A 16,105-nucleotide genomic window follows, 5' to 3' on the forward strand; every position below is an offset into this window, starting at 1 on the left:
TGAAGAGTAATGGACGAAAGGTATTAAAAAAAGTAAGGGAACGGGAGATGCAAGATGAAACGGAACATGTGGTTGGGGGTGCTGGCAGCTGTTATAGGTGCAATTGTTTTCTTAATTTTGAAGAACACTGTTTTTTGCGGTGAATGTGGTCAGCAGGAAGCCGAGCGGATTCAAAATGTCACAAATGCAGTTTATGATATTGGGATTGAGTTGAACGAGGCAGATGAATTTCAAGTGGCAGCTTCAGTTGATGTAACGAACGATTCTTCGGACGCTTGGTCAGAAATCGGATTTTATTTGGTGCCAAACGCCATGAATTCAGAGGCAACGCCTTTTTATGAAGACGAAGATTTGGAAATTGATATTTCCTCTGTAAGTGTCGATGGTCAAGTGGCTGAATTTAATTTGGATAACAATGAGTTGATGGTTGAACTGGCAGCAGATTTGAAAACAGCGTCAAAAGCGAATGTAACCATTGAGTACTCAATGGTGCTGCCGCAAAATGGCATGCGCTTGTCTCAAGTAGACGATAATTATTACTTGGCGCATTGGTACCCAATGCTCGGCCACTATCAAGAGGGCTGGGATATTAAAGATTACGATCCAACCGGTGAGTCTTACGATACCGACTACGGAGATTTTACCGTGAGCTATGACTTGCCCAAGGATTACTTGGTCGCGAGTTCAGCTGAAGATGGCTCTATTGAAGCGGCTGCGGACGGGGTTGTTACAGGGGAAAACATTAAAGATTTTTATTTAGCCATTATGAATCCGGACGAATGGGAATTTGAAACGGTATCAGCCAACAATACAAATTTGCGTGTATTTACCCCGCGCTCAGCGAATATGCTGCAAGAAACGTCTGAACTGGCTGTGGATGCTTATGTCTATTTTGAAGAAAAGATTGGCGACAACCCATTTGGCGAACTGGACATCATCGGCAACGATGGCTATATGGAATACCCAAATATTATTGAAGTGGCTGCAGATGAAGCATCTCAAGAGTCGGTCCTGGTGCACGAAATTGCTCATCAATGGTTTTATTTTATTGTGACGAACGATCCGTACAATGAAGCGTGGCTGGATGAAGGGATAACGGAATTCAGCAGTTCGCTTTTTCTCAGCGACTATTATGATGATGAGGAGTACGGATTCTGGAGTGCCTCCACAGCCCAGGATTACTATCTGCCGGAAACCTATGTTAATTTGCCGCTTGACCGATTTGAAGACGAGTCATACTACTCCACCATTTACGGAAAGGTGCCAATGCTGCTGAAGGAGTATTTCGACCTGTTGGATGAAGAAGGAGCAGCACTTGAATTCCTTTCGGCTTACTACGAAGAATTTCAGTTCGAGCAAGTGGATACAGAAGCATTTAAAGCATTTTTCGAAGACTATTTTGAAGGAGACCAAAGCGAGTTTTTGGACAGCTGGTTAGAATAGGAGAACGTAAAAGAAGGCACTCAGTTTGAGTGTCTTCTTTGTTTGTATACCTCCTGCTTGTTTCATTTTTAGCTTGTAGGGCAGGATGCAGGTCGACGCCGAATGATTTGTAGCCTTGCTCAATTAGTGGAGTGGTTATTCTGCGCATGCCATGGGCTAAACCAATACATAAATTCTTATACATCTTAAGTCTTAGTGCGAAGCCATCCCAAGGCGGATTATTTAAGTGGCCATTCAGTTTAACATGGGTTTAAATGCATACTTAAATAAAGTCTGGGAGGTTTCGCTATCGATTCGAAAAAAATGCAGTCGGTCAGGAAATACATATTGTTGTCTATTGTGCTGCTGAGTATATGTGCAGCAAGTTTTGGACATTTTTCGAACTCACTTGAAAAAAATCATTTGGTTCAAGGTATCTTAATTGAGGTGTTTCAGCACGACTCAAAAGTGCAGCAGGATTTGAGCAGAGGAGAAGCCACCCTTTCAGCTGAAGAATTCGCGGATCATGCTGTCAAATTTGCGAAAGAGGTTCTGATCTATCCATTCTTCATGCTCCTAATTGCGCTATTCCTTAGTTTAATCGGTTTTTTTACAGTTGAAAATCATACTTCTGTAGCTGCTGGGTTTCTTGCAATGGCCGGTGTTTTTTCTCTTTTTACATTTGTTCCGGCCGCCTTCTTGTTTATTGCTTCCAAAAAATCGCTTGAAGCAGAGCAAATATTGATCGTACCCCAAAATAAAGAAACAATTCAACTCATGTATAGTGTGAGAAAAGAAGCTTAGCGATAAGCTTTTTTTCTTTGGGAAAGATTAACGGCAGAAATATGGAAAGGAATTATTGAACAAATGGAGAATATAACCAGATAACAATTAAAATCAGAGCGGGTGATGTGCTTGGTGCATAAAATACTCATTTTCTTGTATGTCGTTTCTGTATTAATGACCATTGCAGCGTTCTATGGAATGAATTATATGACTGAACCTGTAAGGGATGATGACTTTCGCGGCAGCAACGGCAATCCTGCCTTCTTTATTTTGGCGGTTGGAATGCCGTTTATTCTTTATTTTTTGTATGGAACAATCGAGTTGTCGATGCGTGCTGCCGACAAATGGCTAAGCCAAAAGGGAAAGTTACTTGGCCTTCTGATCAGCACTAGCTTTATTTTAGCCGTTTTATGGATTACCTTTAGCAGAGCTCACGAATATCGCAATTATATCGTTGCTGCAAAGGATGCCTACAGCAATTCACAACAATTCGCTTTATTTAACGTCTTTTCCAAACACCCGTTTTTCAATCCACTGACATTTATGTTGGCAGTGGCATGTTGTTTCCTAATCGGAACCATCTGGAGTTTCCTGAGAGGGAAGAAAAGACTGATTACGTGACAGCAGAAAGAAAGGAATTCAAGAAAATGCAAAGTTATGTGAGTTATGGTTTGTTATTGATCTTGCTCCTTATATCCTTAGCAACTACATGGGGCGAAACTCAAAAAACAATTATGTACAGCATCGCCATTGCTGGCTTGATGGGATTGGTATCGATGAAAATCATTGAAAATAGAGAGAATAATAAATAGTAAATTTGCTAATGCTCTTCAGCCAGTTAGTTTCTTGCGCTAAGTCCAACTGGAGAACAGCCATGAAAGCAGGTATTTTAATGAGAGAACGCGGAGCAATTATCCTTATTCAAAATAATAAAGTAGCGCTGATCAAACGTGTGAGAAATGGAAGCACGTATTACGTTTTCCCAGGTGGTGGAGTAGAACCAGGAGAAACCCCGGAGAAGGCAGCTGAACGAGAAGCAATGGAAGAACTTGGACTGGAAGTCAAGGTTCTTCGTTGTATTGATCGCATCAATTTCAACGGCATCCAGTACTTTTTTCTGGCAGAAATAAGGGGCGGGAATTTTGGTTCAGGCAGTGGAGAAGAATACATAGATCCTGATCGAAACAGGGGGACGTATTTGCCGTTATGGGTGGATTTTGACGAATTGGATTCCATAAATATTATTCCAAAAAAGATTGCTGAAAAAATTCAGTCGGAAGGGAATTTGTTAAGTGGCTAACGAAAGAATTATATGGAATGGAGCAGCTGGCATTGTGATGGTGAAAAATAAAATGCTGATGGTGAAAGAAAAAGAAACTAAAGGGTGGAGTGTGCCATCAGGCGAAATTGAAAAAGGCGAGAGCCCTGAACAGGCATGTGCAAGAGAGGTTTGGGAAGAAACAGGGTTCACGGTTGAAGTCGAAAAGTCTGTTTACACCAAGAACGTCCATATCGGCCATTATAAGGTAACCACTTATTATTTTCTTTGCCGGATGACGGATGGACAACTTGCTTATGCAGACCCAGATGAAGAAATCACCGAAGTTGCCTGGAAAACCTATGATGAGTTGTTGGCAATGCAGCATGATTACCCCGAAGATTTGGAAATGCTCCTGTCTTTTTTTAAGGATAATAAGGAAAAAAATTCTAATTATGTAAATCGTGGTTGACTTAATTTTTTTGGTGCGCTATGATAACTGAAAAATATGCACATTCGATGATGAAGAGAGTAATCGCAAATTAACACGCCAGCGATTCAGGGATAGTGGAAGCCTGATTGTGTTTGTTGCGACGAAGCGCACTTCTGAGAAGCTGCCTGAACCTAATTAGTAGGGTATTGCCGGGAAATCCCGTTATCAATTTTGAGCCGGTTCAAGTAATCTTGAACAAAAAGAGTGGTACCGCGGGAAAGCCCGTCTCTGTATTTAATTATGCAGAGGCGGGCTTTTTTGTTTTATTTAAAAAAGGGGGATGTAAATATGGAATTAGTAAAAACCTATGCTGAGGAAATTGCTTTGGCGTTAGATGGAGGGGTTAAATTCGATGAAATCATGAATTTGATGGAACAGCCAAAGTTCGACAAGCAGGGAGACTTGGCTTTTCCTTGTTTTACATTGGCAAAAAGTATGAGAAAGTCGCCCGATTCAATCGCCGAACAGCTGGCCGCAAGAATTTCCAACCCACTGTTTGAACGAGTTGTGGCAGAGGGACCGTATGTAAATTGTTTTTACCATAAATCTTTTGTTAGCGGAGAGGTATTAAAAAATATATTGCACATCCAGTCGGACTACGGCTCTTCAGTGATGGGTCAGTCAAAGACCGTAACTTTGGATTTCTCTTCGCCTAATATCGCCAAGCCGTTTTCAATGGGCCATCTGCGTTCAACGGTGATTGGCAATTCGCTGGCACTTCTCTCAGAAAAATGCGGCTATAAAGCGGTTCGGATCAATCACCTGGGAGATTGGGGAACTCAATTCGGCAAACTGATTACGGCTTACAAGTTGTGGGGAAGTGAGCAGGAAGTTAGGGATGCGCCCATCAGTGAGCTCCTGAAGCTTTATGTGAAATTCCATGAGGAAGTTGGAAACAGTCCAGAACTGGAAAGTGAAGCCAGGCTGTGGTTTAAAAAACTCGAAAATGGAAACGAAGAAGCTCAAAAACTATGGACATGGTTTCGGGATGAATCACTACAGGAGTTCAATAAAATCTATCAGCTGCTGGACATTGATTTTGATTCCAATGAGGGAGAGGCTTTTTACAACGATAAAATGGATGAAGTGGTGGAGCTGCTTCGAGCAAAACAATTGCTGGTTCAGTCCAATGGTGCGGAGGTGGTCGATTTGAGTGACTATAGCTTGCCGCCATTTCTCATCAGAAAAAGCGACGGTGCCACTCTATATGGCACACGTGATTTAGCCGCAGCATTATTCAGAAAACGAAACTATCAGTTCGATCAATCGCTTTATGTTGTAGGACAAGAACAGACCTTGCATTTTCAGCAATTGTCGTTGGTGCTGGAAAAACTGGGGTTTGAGTGGCAGCAAGAGATGAAGCATGTCTCGTTTGGTTTTATTTTAAAAGACGGCAAGAAGATGTCGACCAGAAAAGGCGGGATTGTGCTGCTCGAGCAAGTGATTGGAGACGCTATCAAGCTTGCGGAACAAAATATTGAAGAAAAAAATGCGGCATTGCCGGATAAAACAGCGGTTGCGAAAATGGTTGGCGTTGGAGCAATCCTCTTCCATGATTTAAAAAACGAACGCCAAAACAATATTGAGTTTTCGCTGACCGACATGCTGAAGTTTGAAGGGGCAACCGGACCTTATGTCCAGTATACCCATGCAAGAGCCTGCTCCATATTAATGAAATCATCTTATGATCTGGATCTATTGAAACCGACTGGACTAAGAGATTCCGATAGCTGGCCCATCATCAAGCTTTTGTTGGCATTTCCAAAGGTCATTGCCAAAAGCTTTGAGAACACAGAGCCGTCGCAGCTGGCTAAATACCTGATTTTATTGTCTCAGGAATTTAATGCGTACTATGCACATGTGAAAATCCTGAATGCCGACGAAGAACTAGAGGAGAGGCTGGCATTGGTTCAAGCTGTCACCATCGTTTTAAAAGAAGGATTGAGGCTGCTCGGCATAAAAGCGCCTGAAAAAATGTAGAGGAGAGGAAGGCGGAAAAACATGTCTTACAAAACCGATTGTCCATTTTGCAATCCCAACAAAGATCATAACCAACAGATCGTATTTGAAAACCAAACCTGCTTTTTTCTACAGCATGACAACGAGCAGGAGGTGCTGGAAGGCAGTGGGGTGATTGTGCCGAAGCTGCACCGTGTCACGACATTTGATTTGACAAAAGAGGAATGGAGCGACACATATGACTTGCTGCATCTAGCCAAGGAATACTTGGAGGCGAAGTTTGCTCCAGATGGTTTTACGCTAGGCTGGAACGTGGGAGATGCGTCCAATCAATCGGTCAAACACAGCCATTTTCATGTCATTCCTCGGTATAGCGATGAACCGTTAGCTGGAAAAGGACTTCGCCACTGGCTGAAAAAACCCGAAAACAAACGAACGAAAGAAAATTTATAGCACAACTAAAGGAGAGTGCTCTCTTAGAAATTACTTATTATGGAATATAAAAATGATATACTAGTTATCTATCAGAAAAATCACTTTATGGATGCATCAAGAAATAAACGGTTGCATAGGCATTGCAGTTTCTATCCAAAGGAGGAGTGAGGGTGAAGCAAAAGATAAAAGAATGGAAAACGCCGGCCATTCTGCTTGGGTCATTGGGCGTTGCCGGTATCGGTGACTTTGTCTACCTCATCGCCATCAACCTCATTGTCTACCAAATGACGGGATCTGCAGCGGCTGTAGCGGGACTGTGGGTGGTCAGCCCTTTGACCAATATTGTGATGAAGTTTTGGACGGGCAGTTTTATTGACTACCGAAGCAAGAAAAAAATTGTCTTGGCAACCTTTATTTTGCGTGCAGGTTTCATTGCGTTGATTCCGTTTATGCCTAATTTATTGGGGATCTATTCAGTTCTTGTACTGCTCAGCATTGCCAAAGCATTTTTTGGACCGGCATCCATGACCCTCGTGACCATGCTTGTAGAACCGCAAAAGCGCAAACGGTTCAATTCGTTGCGGTCATTCACTTCTTCTGGAGCATTTATTATCGGACCGGCGATAGGCGGTTCGCTTATTTTGCTGACCAGTATATCGATAACTTTGTGGTTGAACGCTGTGTTCTTCTTAGCAGCGGCTGCTCTTCTGGCCATGTTGCCGGAAACAGAAAAAACTAAAGCGGATAAGATTCCTGCTTTAACGCTCAAGCAAATTGCCAGTGATTTTTCCGTTGTAGTGGATTTTATGGCAGAAAAGAAATATGTCTCCATGATTTACTTGGGGTTTCTGGCTGTCATGCTGTTTTCTTTTGCGATGGACGTCCAGGAAGTGGTATTCATTCAAGAAGTTGTTGGGTTGTCTGAAGTGGAATACAGCTTGCTCATCAGCATTACGGGAATGGGTTCTGTGCTCGGCGCCTTTTTGCTTTCGGTGTTTGCCAATAAACTATCCATCCGCTCCATGATTGTTGTGGGCCTGCTGATGATGACGGTTGGTTATGTTGTGTACGCATTTTCCTGGTCATTTGCTTCGGTTGCTGTTGGCTTTGTCGTCCTAGGATTTTTTAATGTGTTTTTGAATGCAGGGATTGCCACATTTTATCAGAACAATGTTCCCATTCGAGTCATGGGCAGGGTAACGAGCATTTTTGGATTGATCCAAAGTGTTTTTCAAATCTTTTTTATCTTGCTGATCGGCTTTTTGGCGGATTGGATTTCGTTAAAGCTGACAATCGGCTCACTGGCTGTCCTGATGTTGCTGCTGGCTGTTGTTTATACGATCGCTGTGTTAAACCCAGAGCATTCCGGCTGGTACGAAGAGGAAGAGGAAAGCAATGAGGAATTTGCATGAAGCAAATAGCAATCAGAAAGGCGGAGAGGACGAATGGAGATTGCATCCAAAGATTTTGCATCCTATACAATCCGGACGGCCCGTCAAAGCGATGCTGGCAGTCTAGCTGAACTCAGGCTGCAGATAGACGGGGAAACCGAAAATTTGGATCGAGAACAGGGAGAAGCATACATAGATGACGAAGGGTTTAGAAGATTGATCGAAAGAGATAGAGCCAGTAAAAATAGTCTTTTTTTGGTGGCTGAAGCAACTGGACAGCTCGTTGCATTTTCCAGATGTACTGGAAACGATCTGAAGAGGACTTCTCATCAAACTGAATTTGGGGTCGGGGTGCTGAAAGCATTTTGGGGACATGGTATCGGAGGGCGTTTGTTAGCTGAATCCATTCGATGGGCAGATACTGTTGGCATCAGAAAGATAAATTTGAGGGTCCTTGAAACCAATGCGAAAGCGATCAATTTGTATGAAAAACTTGATTTTGAAGTAGAAGGAATTTTAAAGGACGATAAACTTCTTTCTGATGGAAACTATTATGATACCATTTTGATGGGCAGGATTAATGAAAATATATAGTTTATCTAGGAGTTAAACCCATACGTTATGAGGCATACTCTTGACGTTGCTATTTATGATTGACTCGTTACAACGTAGGCTATTAAGTGGGGGATTAAAAATGAAAATTGAAACAAAGCGATTAAAGATTGTTTCATGTGACAGCAAATTTCTCCAAATAATGGAAGAACAAAATTACAAAAATGGCGATCAAGTTAAAAATCACCTCGGGCAACTGGCGGAAGATCCGACAATAGACGGTTGGGGAAGCTGGCTCGTGTTCCGAAAATCTGATGGTTTGATACTTGGGGACGCGGGTTTTAAAGGCAAGCCAACCTCCAATAAGAAAGCCGAAGTGGGCTACGGATTTTTGGAACCTTATTGGGGAATGGGCTATGCGACAGAAGCAGTTGAGGGACTCTTAGAATGGGCGTTCAAAACAAATCTAGTTGAAAAGATCGTTGCAGAAGCAAATTCAGATAACATTGGATCGATAAGGGTGTTGGAAAAGATGGGGATGAAAAGGACGAACGAACATGACGGTATGATTTATTGGCAAAAGAACAAGTAGCGTTAAGACCGAATATCGGTCTTTTTATTCACTTGACATGCAACTAAAAGGTTGCTTATAATGGGTGTATGGATAATAAAGATGCAATATTCAAAGCACTCAACGACTCAACGAGGCGTTTGATATTGGACGAACTGTCCGAACGCAATGAAATGACTTTGTATGAACTGACCGTTCGTCTCATTACGAAACACCATCTTACAATTACCAGGCAGGCAATCGCAAAGCACCTTTCCCTGTTAGATGAAGCGGGGCTGGTAAAGTCTACGAAAAAGGGGAAGTATCGGGTTCTGACTTTCGACAAAGAACCATTAGAAAACTTGCTGGAAGGATGGATCAGGTAAGAGTCGTGACATGGAAACCATCTCTAATGAAGGAGGCAAACAGTATGGATATTATTGTAACCAGTTTATTTGTCGAAGATCAGGACAAGGCTTTGGAGTTTTATTCGGAAACCCTTGGCTTTGTCAAAAAGCACGACATCCCAATGGGGGAGTTCAGGTGGATCACGGTTGTTTCTCCCAATCATCTACGGGGAACCGAGCTTGTGCTCGAACCGAACGCTCATCCTGCTGCAAAAGAATATCAACAAAAGATTTTTGAGGAAGGTGTTCCAGCTACCATGTTTGGCGTGGAAGATGTCCAAAGCGAGTATGAACAATTGCTTGAAAAGGGTGTAAGCTTCACGGTAGAACCAACAGAAATGGGCAACGTCAAAATTGCTGTGCTCGACGACACCTGCGGGAACTTAATTCAACTTGCGCAAATGCTTTAAAAATGGTAAAAATAAAACCGCCTTCAGCTGAGGGTGGTTTTTTGTAGCGATTTAGAGTTTCTCCAATACCTTATTTAGATTTTCCCACTCGTATATCAATTCGTTCAGTATTTTCTCGTCGTAGTTCAGCTGAATTTTGTTCACTAGCTTCGCTCCATAATATTCGTAAAAATACTTAGTTTTATTGTCTTCCAATACCTCCACAAAAATCTTTTCATAACCTAATTTCTTAAAATGCAGAAACAGCGCCTTAAGCAGCATTTTTCCAATTCCTTGGCCTTGATAAGCTTCAAGCAAATAGATGGAAGTTAAATCTCCAGATCTCTCCACTGTATTGGTATCTCTTTTCGAAGCAGTGCCAAAGCCGATAATGTCGCCGCTGCTGGTTTCAGCAACTGCCACGTAGTCTTCTATTCTTCCGATATTGCTTTCCCATAAAGCTGTTCGTTTTTCATAGGACAGTCGGTCGAGAAAGCTGCTTGGCATAATGCCTTGGTAAGTCGTTCTCCAACTATCTACGTGAACTTTAGCGATGCCTGAAGCATCTTCTATTGTTGCTTTGCGTATATGCATCATTTCATCCTTCCTGATTTTGTATTAGTTTATAAATAATAACATGGAATAGTCTCAACAATCTGGGCGAACGCAAAAGTTTTCCGCTTAATGAAAAAATAGTATACTGATGATTAGTAGCCGGTATGGGATTAAACTGTCTAATTTCAAAGAACATGTACACTGAGACATTACAGTAAAAGGAGTTGTCTATTTGAAAATCCAACATATCCGAAACGCAACGTTAATCGTTGAATACGCGGGCAAAAAATTTTTAATTGATCCATTTTTAGCACCAAAGGGTACGTATCCGCCTTTTGCGAATTCGGCCAGACAAGATCAAAAAAATCCGTTGATTGATTTGCCAGTTGCCATTGAACATATCGTAGATGTTGACGCCGTGATTGTGACGCATTTGCACTTGGATCACTGGGACGATGCTGCAAAAGAAGCATTGCCAAAAAAAATTAAGCTATATACTCAAAATAAAGAAGATGCTTATGAAATTCAAAAAGCCGGCTTCGATAATGTAGAAGTTTTACAGGAACATACGGTCTTCGAAGAGATTCAATTGACTAAAACAAAAGGCGAGCACGGGAGAGGTGACGTCCTCAAGCGTATCGGCCTGGTATGCGGTGTAGTATTCAACCATCCTGATGAAAAAACCTTGTATGTTGCAGGTGACACGGTTTGGTACCAGGCAATCCAGGATGAACTAACGAAACACCGCCCAGAAGTGATTGTGCTGAATGCCGGAGACAATCAATTTCTGGAAGGTGGTTCATTGGTCATGGGGAAAGAGGATGTCCACTCTGTTTTTGAAGGAGCTCCGAGTGCTAAAATCATGGCTGTTCATATGGAGGCAGTCAATCATTGGGCTCTATCAAGAGAAGAATTGAAAAGCTTTGCAGATGAAAAAGGAATGTCTGAACATCTAATAGTTCCGGATGATGGAGAAACGTATACTTTTTAAAGCAGCTACAGCTACTAAGTCCATTAGAAACTAAAATTTCTATGATTACATTAATTTGTCAATCCTTTAGCCGTTTCGAATATTTAGGGAAATTGTGTATTTAAATCCCGTTACATTAGTGCATTATTCACTATTACTGTATTTATAAAAGCCAAAAAGCGTCTACTCCTATCCTTGATCAGGAAAGAGTAGACGCTTTTTGGCTTTGCTTTCTTTATGGCATGACTCACAGCTGGAAATATTATCTTCCACCCAGTAGGTCAAACAATCCACCGGCGGCACTGCCTTCACCTTGTGAACGGCCTGCAGGGTTTTGCGGAGCTGCCGCAAACACGCGACTAGCCAGGCGGCTAAACGGCATTGATTGAATCCATACACTGCCGGGGCCGCGAAGTGTTGCAAAAAACAAGCCTTCGCCGCCAAACAAGGCGGTTTTGATTCCTGGAACTGTTTCGATATTGTAATCGACATCACCGGTCATAGCGACTAAACAGCCAGTATCAACTCGGAGCACTTCGCCTTTTTGAAGATTTTTGCGGTAAATGGTGCCTCCAGCATGGACAAATGCCAGCCCATCCCCTTCTAATTTTTGCATGATAAACCCTTCGCCCCCAAAAAAGCCTGCACCGAGTTTACGCTGAAATTCAATACCGATGGAAACGCCTTTAGCGGCGGCCAAGAATGAATCTTTTTGGCAAATGATTTTGCCGTTCAGCATGCTTAAGTCCATCGGAATAATCTTGCCTGGATAGGGAGCTGCGAAAGACACGTGGCGTTTGCCCGTTCCTTTGTTGGTGAATGCTGTCATGAATAAGCTTTCGCCTGTAACAACACGTTTTCCAGCACTCATCAGTTTGCCCATCAAGCCGCTGCCACCGGAACTTTTGGAGCCATCGCCGAAAATCGTCTCCATCGCGATACCGTCTTCCATCATCATTAATGCGCCAGCTTCTGCGATAACAGTTTCTGAAGGGTCGAGCTCGACTTCCACAAATTGCATATCATCGCCATGCAGTTTAAAATCGATTTCGTGATTGTTCATTCCTATTCCTCCTCGGTTAAACCGGTATTTTTGATATATAATGGATACGTCTAAAGAGATAGAAAGTTTCACTAATTTTTGTGTATGAAAAAATATTTACGAATGGAGAGAGACGCGATGAATGCAGAAGATTGGATTACCCATCTGGACATGGCAGCACATCCGGAAGGTGGTTACTTTAAACAGTCGTTCGTTTCACCCCAGAAAATTAGCCTGACGACTCATCCGGCAGAACGGAACTTGTACACCAGCATCTACTTTTTGCTGCGGTCGCAGGACATTTCCCATTTTCACCGGCTGAAATCTGATGAACTGTGGTATTTCCATACGGGAAATGCCGTAACCGTTCATATTTTAGATGCGGATGGAAACTACCGGGCCGAAAAGTTAGGGCTGGATTTGGCTGCAGGGGAACGGCCGCAGGTATTGGTGGAAAAAGGCAGTATTTTTGGATCGACGGTCGATGCGGAGAACACATTTTCATTGGTAGGGTGCATGGTTTCGCCAGGCTTTGACTTTGCAGATTTCGAATTATTGCGGCAGGCTGAACTGCTCAAACTCTATCCGCAACAAGAACAAATTATTAAAAGGCTGGCATACGAATAAATTTCAAGTGCTCTATCGGCGATCCGGGATAAATGCTAGACTTGTGATAGACAAAGAAAAAGGGTGAGGGAGAAAAATGGGCAGTTTTTTATTGATTTTGATTATTGCTGTAGCGATTTTTGTAGGCATTGCATCCAAAAAATACTACGATAAGCCGTACATTGTGAATTTTGGCATCGCTCTTATGATGGCGCTGTTGGTTATACAGACATTCCAAATGACGCCTATCGGCGGACTAGGCTATGCCGCAATCGCTTTATGTTCGATTGCCTTTGTGTTTCAGCTGGTGTTGGGAATAAAAAACGTCAAAACCGTATCGCAAAGTGAAAATATCAATTGAAAAATAATCTACGAAGCACCGTTGCGAACGGTGCTTTTTGCATGCATCCGTTTAAGCAAGAGAGGCTTGTGAAGTTGTTTTAAAAATAACGCGCTATGTAACTTTTTTGAGTTTAAGTTCGACTAAAGCAGTACAGGGAAATTTGACAAGAAGGAATGGTAATTCGATGGAAAAAGCATTGATGACTATCACTTTATTTCTATTCTTTTTAATGCCAACACAAAGTCTTGCACTCTCATGTGCAGAGCCTTCTTCGCCAGATAGAGCTTACCGGGAATACGATGCTGTGATTATAGGGACGGTTGAAAAAATCAAGGACCGCAACAGTGTCAAGATTTTAACAATCCGGGTCAATAAAAGTTTTAAAGGTGTAGATGAGAATATGATTACGGTAAAAGAAGATATTATGTGGGGAGAAAGTCAGCTGGATGCAAATTACTTGTACTACCTGAATGCAGAAGGTGGAAAATGGATCCATCCGCTTTGTTCTCCGACAACGGGCAATACAGATTTAGCAGATGAAGTTTTTGCGGATAAAAAGGAGATAGCTTTGCGGGATGGCAATCTTGCTGTGAATGATACAAGAGGCGGAGGAAGGACACTTTTTTTGGAAATGATGATAGTAATACTCGCAACGAGCCGCCTGAAAATGAAAAAATAGAGGGATTTCCAGTTTCCCTCTAAACTATTTGTAAATGTTTCTTAATACTATGTTTGGCAACACGATAGAGCTGGTGTCTCAAAAAAGATGTGAGATGGGAATCCCCACCGCACATCTAATCAGCAATCTCCTGTAATTTTAATCTAAAGTGAATGCTGCCACTTTAAGGTGAAGGCTTCTATAAACGGTTGAGTGCATCCTCGATACCGTCTTCACCAGACACAATTTCAAAAGTTTTATTGTAGACATGCTCATTTCCAAGAGAATGCAGCAGCACACGGGCTACATCTTCTCGTGGAATTTCTCCCGAATCCAGATTTTCAGTTGCTGAAATCTTTCCGGTACCGGGATCGTTCGTCAATAAGCCGGGACGAATAATTGTATAAGTCAATCCACTGGCACGCAAAATGTTATCGGCGTGGTGCTTGGCGACATAGTAATGGGCCATGTCTTCTTTCCACATTTCCCGTTTGTCGGCGTTGATGGCGCTGATCATCAGGAAGCGTTCGGTGCCGGTTTGTTCAGCTGCTTCAATCGTTTTGGCGGCACCATCCAAATCAATCAGCAAGGTTTTGTCTGCGCCTGTAGCACCGCCGCTGCCCGCTGCAAATACGACGGCATCACAGTCTTTCATAGCGTCCGCAATTTCTTCGACACTGCCTTCAAGGCTGGTCAACACGGTTTCCACGCCTAAGCTATTAAAAAAACTGAGTTGCTCTTCTTTGCGGATCATTGCTTTTGGGATATGATCGTCGCTGTCCGCCAACATTTTTACAAAATGACGTCCAATCTGTCCATTTGCCCCTACTACCAACACCTTCATCCGGATCAGCCCCTTCCATTGTTTCTGTACTTATCCATCATATACCCTGAGAAATCCAAATCAAGCTCCGCTTTGCTTAGTTTATTCTGAAAAATGACAATTAGTCGAAAAGGGGACTATATTCTCAAGTTAAGTTTAGTATAATGAAAGATATCTTATTAAGTAACTGCTAACCGATTCTAGGAGGAACACAATGGAACCATATACCGAAACCAAAGCAATGAGCAATAATAAAACAACTGCAAAAAGAGAAACACCACCTGATTTTTCACAATTCAAAGGGAAAAGATTAGATAAAGAGCCAAGCCGTTTTATGGAAATGCTCGGCTATGTATTTTGGTTTTGTTTGGGTGCCGGTATTTTACTGGCGATGATTTTTTCATTATTCTTTTTCGTTTAAACCAAAAGGGGGACTATTGGATGATTCGTTATCCTGCGAACACCTTCAAGACAATCGGCATCACCGCAACCTCTTCCGGTGTGGGGCCTGAACAGCATCATCTATTGGAACAGGCCATCGCCCGACAAAAACAGAATGGATTCAACGTGGTCACCGGCGACACGGCTTGGACGCAGGAACTAGCTAAGTCAGCCCCTGCACAAAAACGCGCCAACGAATTTATGGAAATGATGAACAATCCGGAGATTGATTTAATCGTTCCGCCTTGGGGTGGCGAACTGCTGATTGAAACATTGGAATACTTGGATTTTGCGAAGATGCAGCCAAAATGGGTGCTTGGGTATTCAGATCTCAGTGTACTCTTGTTGGCCATCACCTTGAAAACAGGGCTTGCCACAGCACATGGCACGAACATTGTGGATTTGCGCGGCGAAAAGAGCGATGATACGACCGGACGCTGGTCGGATGTTCTTAAAACAGCTGCGGGAGAAACCGTTGCACAACAATCATCAACACTTTTCCAAAAAGAATGGAATCATCAGAACCCTTCGCCAGTGGTCTTTCATTTAACCGAGCCGACCAATTGGAAAACGGTTTCCGGAAGGGAAGAGACGTTCTCCGGGCGCCTGCTGGGCGGATGCATCGACGTGATTCGCAACTTGACTGGTACACCGTACGGCAACGTTCAAGCGTTTCGGGAACAGCATATCCCTAGTGAAAAGGTCATCTGGTACCTGGAAAATTGCGAGATGTCTGTTGCAGATTTAAAACGGTCGCTGACGGGAATGAAATATGCAGGCTGGTTCGAGAATTGTGCCGGCATTGTTTTCGGCCGAAGTTCTGCAAACATGCCGGTTGAAGGCTATACAGTTGAACGGATGTACCAGGACCTGGCGGAAGAATTAGATCTGCCCATCGTTTACGACATTGATTTGGGGCATGTGCCGCCACAGGTCACGTTTGTCAACGGCGCCTATGCAGAAATTCAAGTCGCAAACGGCAAAGGAACTGTCATTCAAAAATTCAACTAAAAAGGATGTCGGAC

Annotated in this window: 22 protein-coding genes and 1 other annotated feature; of the genes, 19 read left to right on the forward strand and 3 right to left on the reverse strand. The window is 42.7% G+C overall.

Annotation, left to right across the window (positions count from 1 at the left end; genetic code table 11):
• Positions 1–54: 54 nt before the first annotated feature.
• The 13 genes from AC4EHK_RS07365 (at position 55) to AC4EHK_RS07425 (ending at position 9,663) form a co-directional block, all read left to right on the forward strand.
• Entirely contained in the window at positions 55–1,443 is a 1,389-nt protein-coding gene (locus AC4EHK_RS07365) for a M1 family metallopeptidase (protein WP_490978147.1), read from the forward strand.
• Between the two features lie 330 nt (positions 1,444–1,773).
• Positions 1,774–2,226 carry a hypothetical protein gene (locus tag AC4EHK_RS07370; protein WP_490978148.1) on the forward strand — a complete coding sequence of 151 codons (453 nt, stop codon included), beginning with the start codon at positions 1,774–1,776 and terminating at the stop codon, positions 2,224–2,226.
• A gap of 114 nt (positions 2,227–2,340) precedes the next feature.
• Positions 2,341–2,829: a hypothetical protein gene (locus AC4EHK_RS07375; protein ID WP_490978149.1), complete on the forward strand. Its 489-nt coding sequence runs from the start codon at positions 2,341–2,343 to the stop codon at positions 2,827–2,829.
• Positions 2,826–3,020, forward strand: coding sequence for a hypothetical protein (locus tag AC4EHK_RS07380; RefSeq protein ID WP_490978150.1), 195 nt, complete (start codon positions 2,826–2,828; stop codon positions 3,018–3,020). The genes AC4EHK_RS07375 and AC4EHK_RS07380 overlap by 4 nt, the downstream gene beginning before the upstream one ends.
• A gap of 62 nt (positions 3,021–3,082) precedes the next feature.
• Complete coding sequence (locus tag AC4EHK_RS07385; RefSeq protein ID WP_490978151.1) at positions 3,083–3,508, forward strand: NUDIX hydrolase; 426 nt, start codon at positions 3,083–3,085, stop codon at positions 3,506–3,508.
• Positions 3,501–3,938, forward strand: a complete 438-nt coding sequence (locus tag AC4EHK_RS07390) for an NUDIX hydrolase (protein ID WP_490978152.1) — start codon at positions 3,501–3,503, stop codon at positions 3,936–3,938. Before AC4EHK_RS07385 ends, AC4EHK_RS07390 begins: the two co-directional genes overlap by 8 nt.
• Before the next feature lie 38 nt (positions 3,939–3,976).
• Positions 3,977–4,192: a binding site (T-box leader), on the forward strand.
• Positions 4,193–4,247: 55 nt separating this feature from the next.
• On the forward strand, positions 4,248–5,939 hold the full coding sequence (gene argS, locus AC4EHK_RS07395; protein ID WP_490978153.1) for an arginine--tRNA ligase: 1,692 nt from the start codon (positions 4,248–4,250) through the stop codon (positions 5,937–5,939).
• 21 nt (positions 5,940–5,960) lie between these two features.
• Complete coding sequence (locus AC4EHK_RS07400; RefSeq protein ID WP_490978154.1) at positions 5,961–6,371, forward strand: HIT family protein; 411 nt, start codon at positions 5,961–5,963, stop codon at positions 6,369–6,371.
• A 152-nt stretch (positions 6,372–6,523) separates the two neighbouring features.
• Positions 6,524–7,765, forward strand: coding sequence for an MFS transporter (locus AC4EHK_RS07405; protein ID WP_490978155.1), 1,242 nt, complete (start codon positions 6,524–6,526; stop codon positions 7,763–7,765).
• Positions 7,766–7,798: 33 nt separating this feature from the next.
• Positions 7,799–8,338, forward strand: a complete 540-nt coding sequence (locus AC4EHK_RS07410) for a GNAT family N-acetyltransferase (RefSeq protein WP_490978156.1) — start codon at positions 7,799–7,801, stop codon at positions 8,336–8,338.
• A 100-nt stretch (positions 8,339–8,438) separates the two neighbouring features.
• Positions 8,439–8,888: a GNAT family N-acetyltransferase gene (locus AC4EHK_RS07415; protein WP_490978157.1), complete on the forward strand. Its 450-nt coding sequence runs from the start codon at positions 8,439–8,441 to the stop codon at positions 8,886–8,888.
• Positions 8,889–8,956: 68 nt separating this feature from the next.
• Positions 8,957–9,232: an ArsR/SmtB family transcription factor gene (locus AC4EHK_RS07420; protein WP_490978158.1), complete on the forward strand. Its 276-nt coding sequence runs from the start codon at positions 8,957–8,959 to the stop codon at positions 9,230–9,232.
• Positions 9,233–9,276: 44 nt separating this feature from the next.
• Complete coding sequence (locus AC4EHK_RS07425) at positions 9,277–9,663, forward strand: VOC family protein (RefSeq protein WP_490978159.1); 387 nt, start codon at positions 9,277–9,279, stop codon at positions 9,661–9,663.
• A 51-nt stretch (positions 9,664–9,714) separates the two neighbouring features.
• Here AC4EHK_RS07425 and AC4EHK_RS07430 read toward each other — a convergent pair whose 3' ends face one another.
• On the reverse strand, positions 9,715–10,236 hold the full coding sequence (locus tag AC4EHK_RS07430) for a GNAT family N-acetyltransferase (RefSeq protein WP_490978940.1): 522 nt from the start codon (positions 10,234–10,236) through the stop codon (positions 9,715–9,717).
• A gap of 193 nt (positions 10,237–10,429) precedes the next feature.
• On the opposite strand from AC4EHK_RS07430, the gene AC4EHK_RS07435 reads away from it, so the two are divergent.
• Positions 10,430–11,188: an MBL fold metallo-hydrolase gene (locus AC4EHK_RS07435; protein WP_490978160.1), complete on the forward strand. Its 759-nt coding sequence runs from the start codon at positions 10,430–10,432 to the stop codon at positions 11,186–11,188.
• A gap of 241 nt (positions 11,189–11,429) precedes the next feature.
• Here the strand turns inward: AC4EHK_RS07435 and AC4EHK_RS07440 are convergent, their stop codons facing one another.
• The gene (locus AC4EHK_RS07440; protein WP_490978161.1) at positions 11,430–12,230 is read right to left on the reverse strand and encodes a TIGR00266 family protein; all 801 of its coding nucleotides are present in this window, start codon (positions 12,228–12,230) and stop codon (positions 11,430–11,432) included.
• Positions 12,231–12,347: 117 nt separating this feature from the next.
• On the opposite strand from AC4EHK_RS07440, the gene AC4EHK_RS07445 reads away from it, so the two are divergent.
• The 3 genes from AC4EHK_RS07445 to AC4EHK_RS07455 all read left to right on the forward strand — a co-directional run bounded on the left by AC4EHK_RS07445 (position 12,348) and on the right by AC4EHK_RS07455 (position 13,837).
• The gene (locus tag AC4EHK_RS07445; RefSeq protein ID WP_490978162.1) at positions 12,348–12,836 is read left to right on the forward strand and encodes a cupin domain-containing protein; all 489 of its coding nucleotides are present in this window, start codon (positions 12,348–12,350) and stop codon (positions 12,834–12,836) included.
• Positions 12,837–12,912: 76 nt separating this feature from the next.
• Positions 12,913–13,176 carry a hypothetical protein gene (locus AC4EHK_RS07450; RefSeq protein WP_490978163.1) on the forward strand — a complete coding sequence of 88 codons (264 nt, stop codon included), beginning with the start codon at positions 12,913–12,915 and terminating at the stop codon, positions 13,174–13,176.
• 166 nt (positions 13,177–13,342) lie between these two features.
• Positions 13,343–13,837: a hypothetical protein gene (locus AC4EHK_RS07455; RefSeq protein ID WP_490978164.1), complete on the forward strand. Its 495-nt coding sequence runs from the start codon at positions 13,343–13,345 to the stop codon at positions 13,835–13,837.
• 178 nt (positions 13,838–14,015) lie between these two features.
• Here AC4EHK_RS07455 and AC4EHK_RS07460 read toward each other — a convergent pair whose 3' ends face one another.
• Positions 14,016–14,660 carry an SDR family oxidoreductase gene (locus AC4EHK_RS07460; protein ID WP_490978165.1) on the reverse strand — a complete coding sequence of 215 codons (645 nt, stop codon included), beginning with the start codon at positions 14,658–14,660 and terminating at the stop codon, positions 14,016–14,018.
• Between the two features lie 193 nt (positions 14,661–14,853).
• On the opposite strand from AC4EHK_RS07460, the gene AC4EHK_RS07465 reads away from it, so the two are divergent.
• Together AC4EHK_RS07465 and AC4EHK_RS07470 are read left to right on the forward strand one after the other, a co-directional pair.
• The gene (locus tag AC4EHK_RS07465) at positions 14,854–15,060 is read left to right on the forward strand and encodes a hypothetical protein (RefSeq protein WP_490978166.1); all 207 of its coding nucleotides are present in this window, start codon (positions 14,854–14,856) and stop codon (positions 15,058–15,060) included.
• A gap of 20 nt (positions 15,061–15,080) precedes the next feature.
• Positions 15,081–16,091 carry a S66 family peptidase gene (locus AC4EHK_RS07470; RefSeq protein ID WP_490978167.1) on the forward strand — a complete coding sequence of 337 codons (1,011 nt, stop codon included), beginning with the start codon at positions 15,081–15,083 and terminating at the stop codon, positions 16,089–16,091.
• The last annotated feature ends 14 nt before the right edge of the window (positions 16,092–16,105 follow it).

The organism is Planococcus sp. TJ-307 (genome assembly GCF_058268435.1).

What these genes read in the sequence shown, in the direction of transcription:
- AC4EHK_RS07470 (WP_490978167.1), top strand. Translation starts at nt 15,081, where the DNA reads ATGATTCGTTATCCTGCGAACACCTTCAAGACAATCGGCATCACCGCA.
- AC4EHK_RS07445 (WP_490978162.1), top strand. Translation starts at nt 12,348, where the DNA reads ATGAATGCAGAAGATTGGATTACCCATCTGGACATGGCAGCACATCCG.
- AC4EHK_RS07425 (WP_490978159.1), top strand. Translation starts at nt 9,277, where the DNA reads ATGGATATTATTGTAACCAGTTTATTTGTCGAAGATCAGGACAAGGCT.
- AC4EHK_RS07410 (WP_490978156.1), top strand. Translation starts at nt 7,799, where the DNA reads ATGGAGATTGCATCCAAAGATTTTGCATCCTATACAATCCGGACGGCC.
- argS (WP_490978153.1), top strand. Translation starts at nt 4,248, where the DNA reads ATGGAATTAGTAAAAACCTATGCTGAGGAAATTGCTTTGGCGTTAGAT.
- AC4EHK_RS07365 (WP_490978147.1), top strand. Translation starts at nt 55, where the DNA reads ATGAAACGGAACATGTGGTTGGGGGTGCTGGCAGCTGTTATAGGTGCA.
- AC4EHK_RS07430 (WP_490978940.1), bottom strand. Translation starts at nt 10,236, where the DNA reads ATGCATATACGCAAAGCAACAATAGAAGATGCTTCAGGCATCGCTAAA.
- AC4EHK_RS07450 (WP_490978163.1), top strand. Translation starts at nt 12,913, where the DNA reads ATGGGCAGTTTTTTATTGATTTTGATTATTGCTGTAGCGATTTTTGTA.
- AC4EHK_RS07460 (WP_490978165.1), bottom strand. Translation starts at nt 14,660, where the DNA reads ATGAAGGTGTTGGTAGTAGGGGCAAATGGACAGATTGGACGTCATTTT.
- AC4EHK_RS07440 (WP_490978161.1), bottom strand. Translation starts at nt 12,230, where the DNA reads ATGAACAATCACGAAATCGATTTTAAACTGCATGGCGATGATATGCAA.
- AC4EHK_RS07465 (WP_490978166.1), top strand. Translation starts at nt 14,854, where the DNA reads ATGGAACCATATACCGAAACCAAAGCAATGAGCAATAATAAAACAACT.
- AC4EHK_RS07385 (WP_490978151.1), top strand. Translation starts at nt 3,083, where the DNA reads ATGAAAGCAGGTATTTTAATGAGAGAACGCGGAGCAATTATCCTTATT.
- AC4EHK_RS07400 (WP_490978154.1), top strand. Translation starts at nt 5,961, where the DNA reads ATGTCTTACAAAACCGATTGTCCATTTTGCAATCCCAACAAAGATCAT.
- AC4EHK_RS07455 (WP_490978164.1), top strand. Translation starts at nt 13,343, where the DNA reads ATGGAAAAAGCATTGATGACTATCACTTTATTTCTATTCTTTTTAATG.
- AC4EHK_RS07415 (WP_490978157.1), top strand. Translation starts at nt 8,439, where the DNA reads ATGAAAATTGAAACAAAGCGATTAAAGATTGTTTCATGTGACAGCAAA.
- AC4EHK_RS07420 (WP_490978158.1), top strand. Translation starts at nt 8,957, where the DNA reads ATGGATAATAAAGATGCAATATTCAAAGCACTCAACGACTCAACGAGG.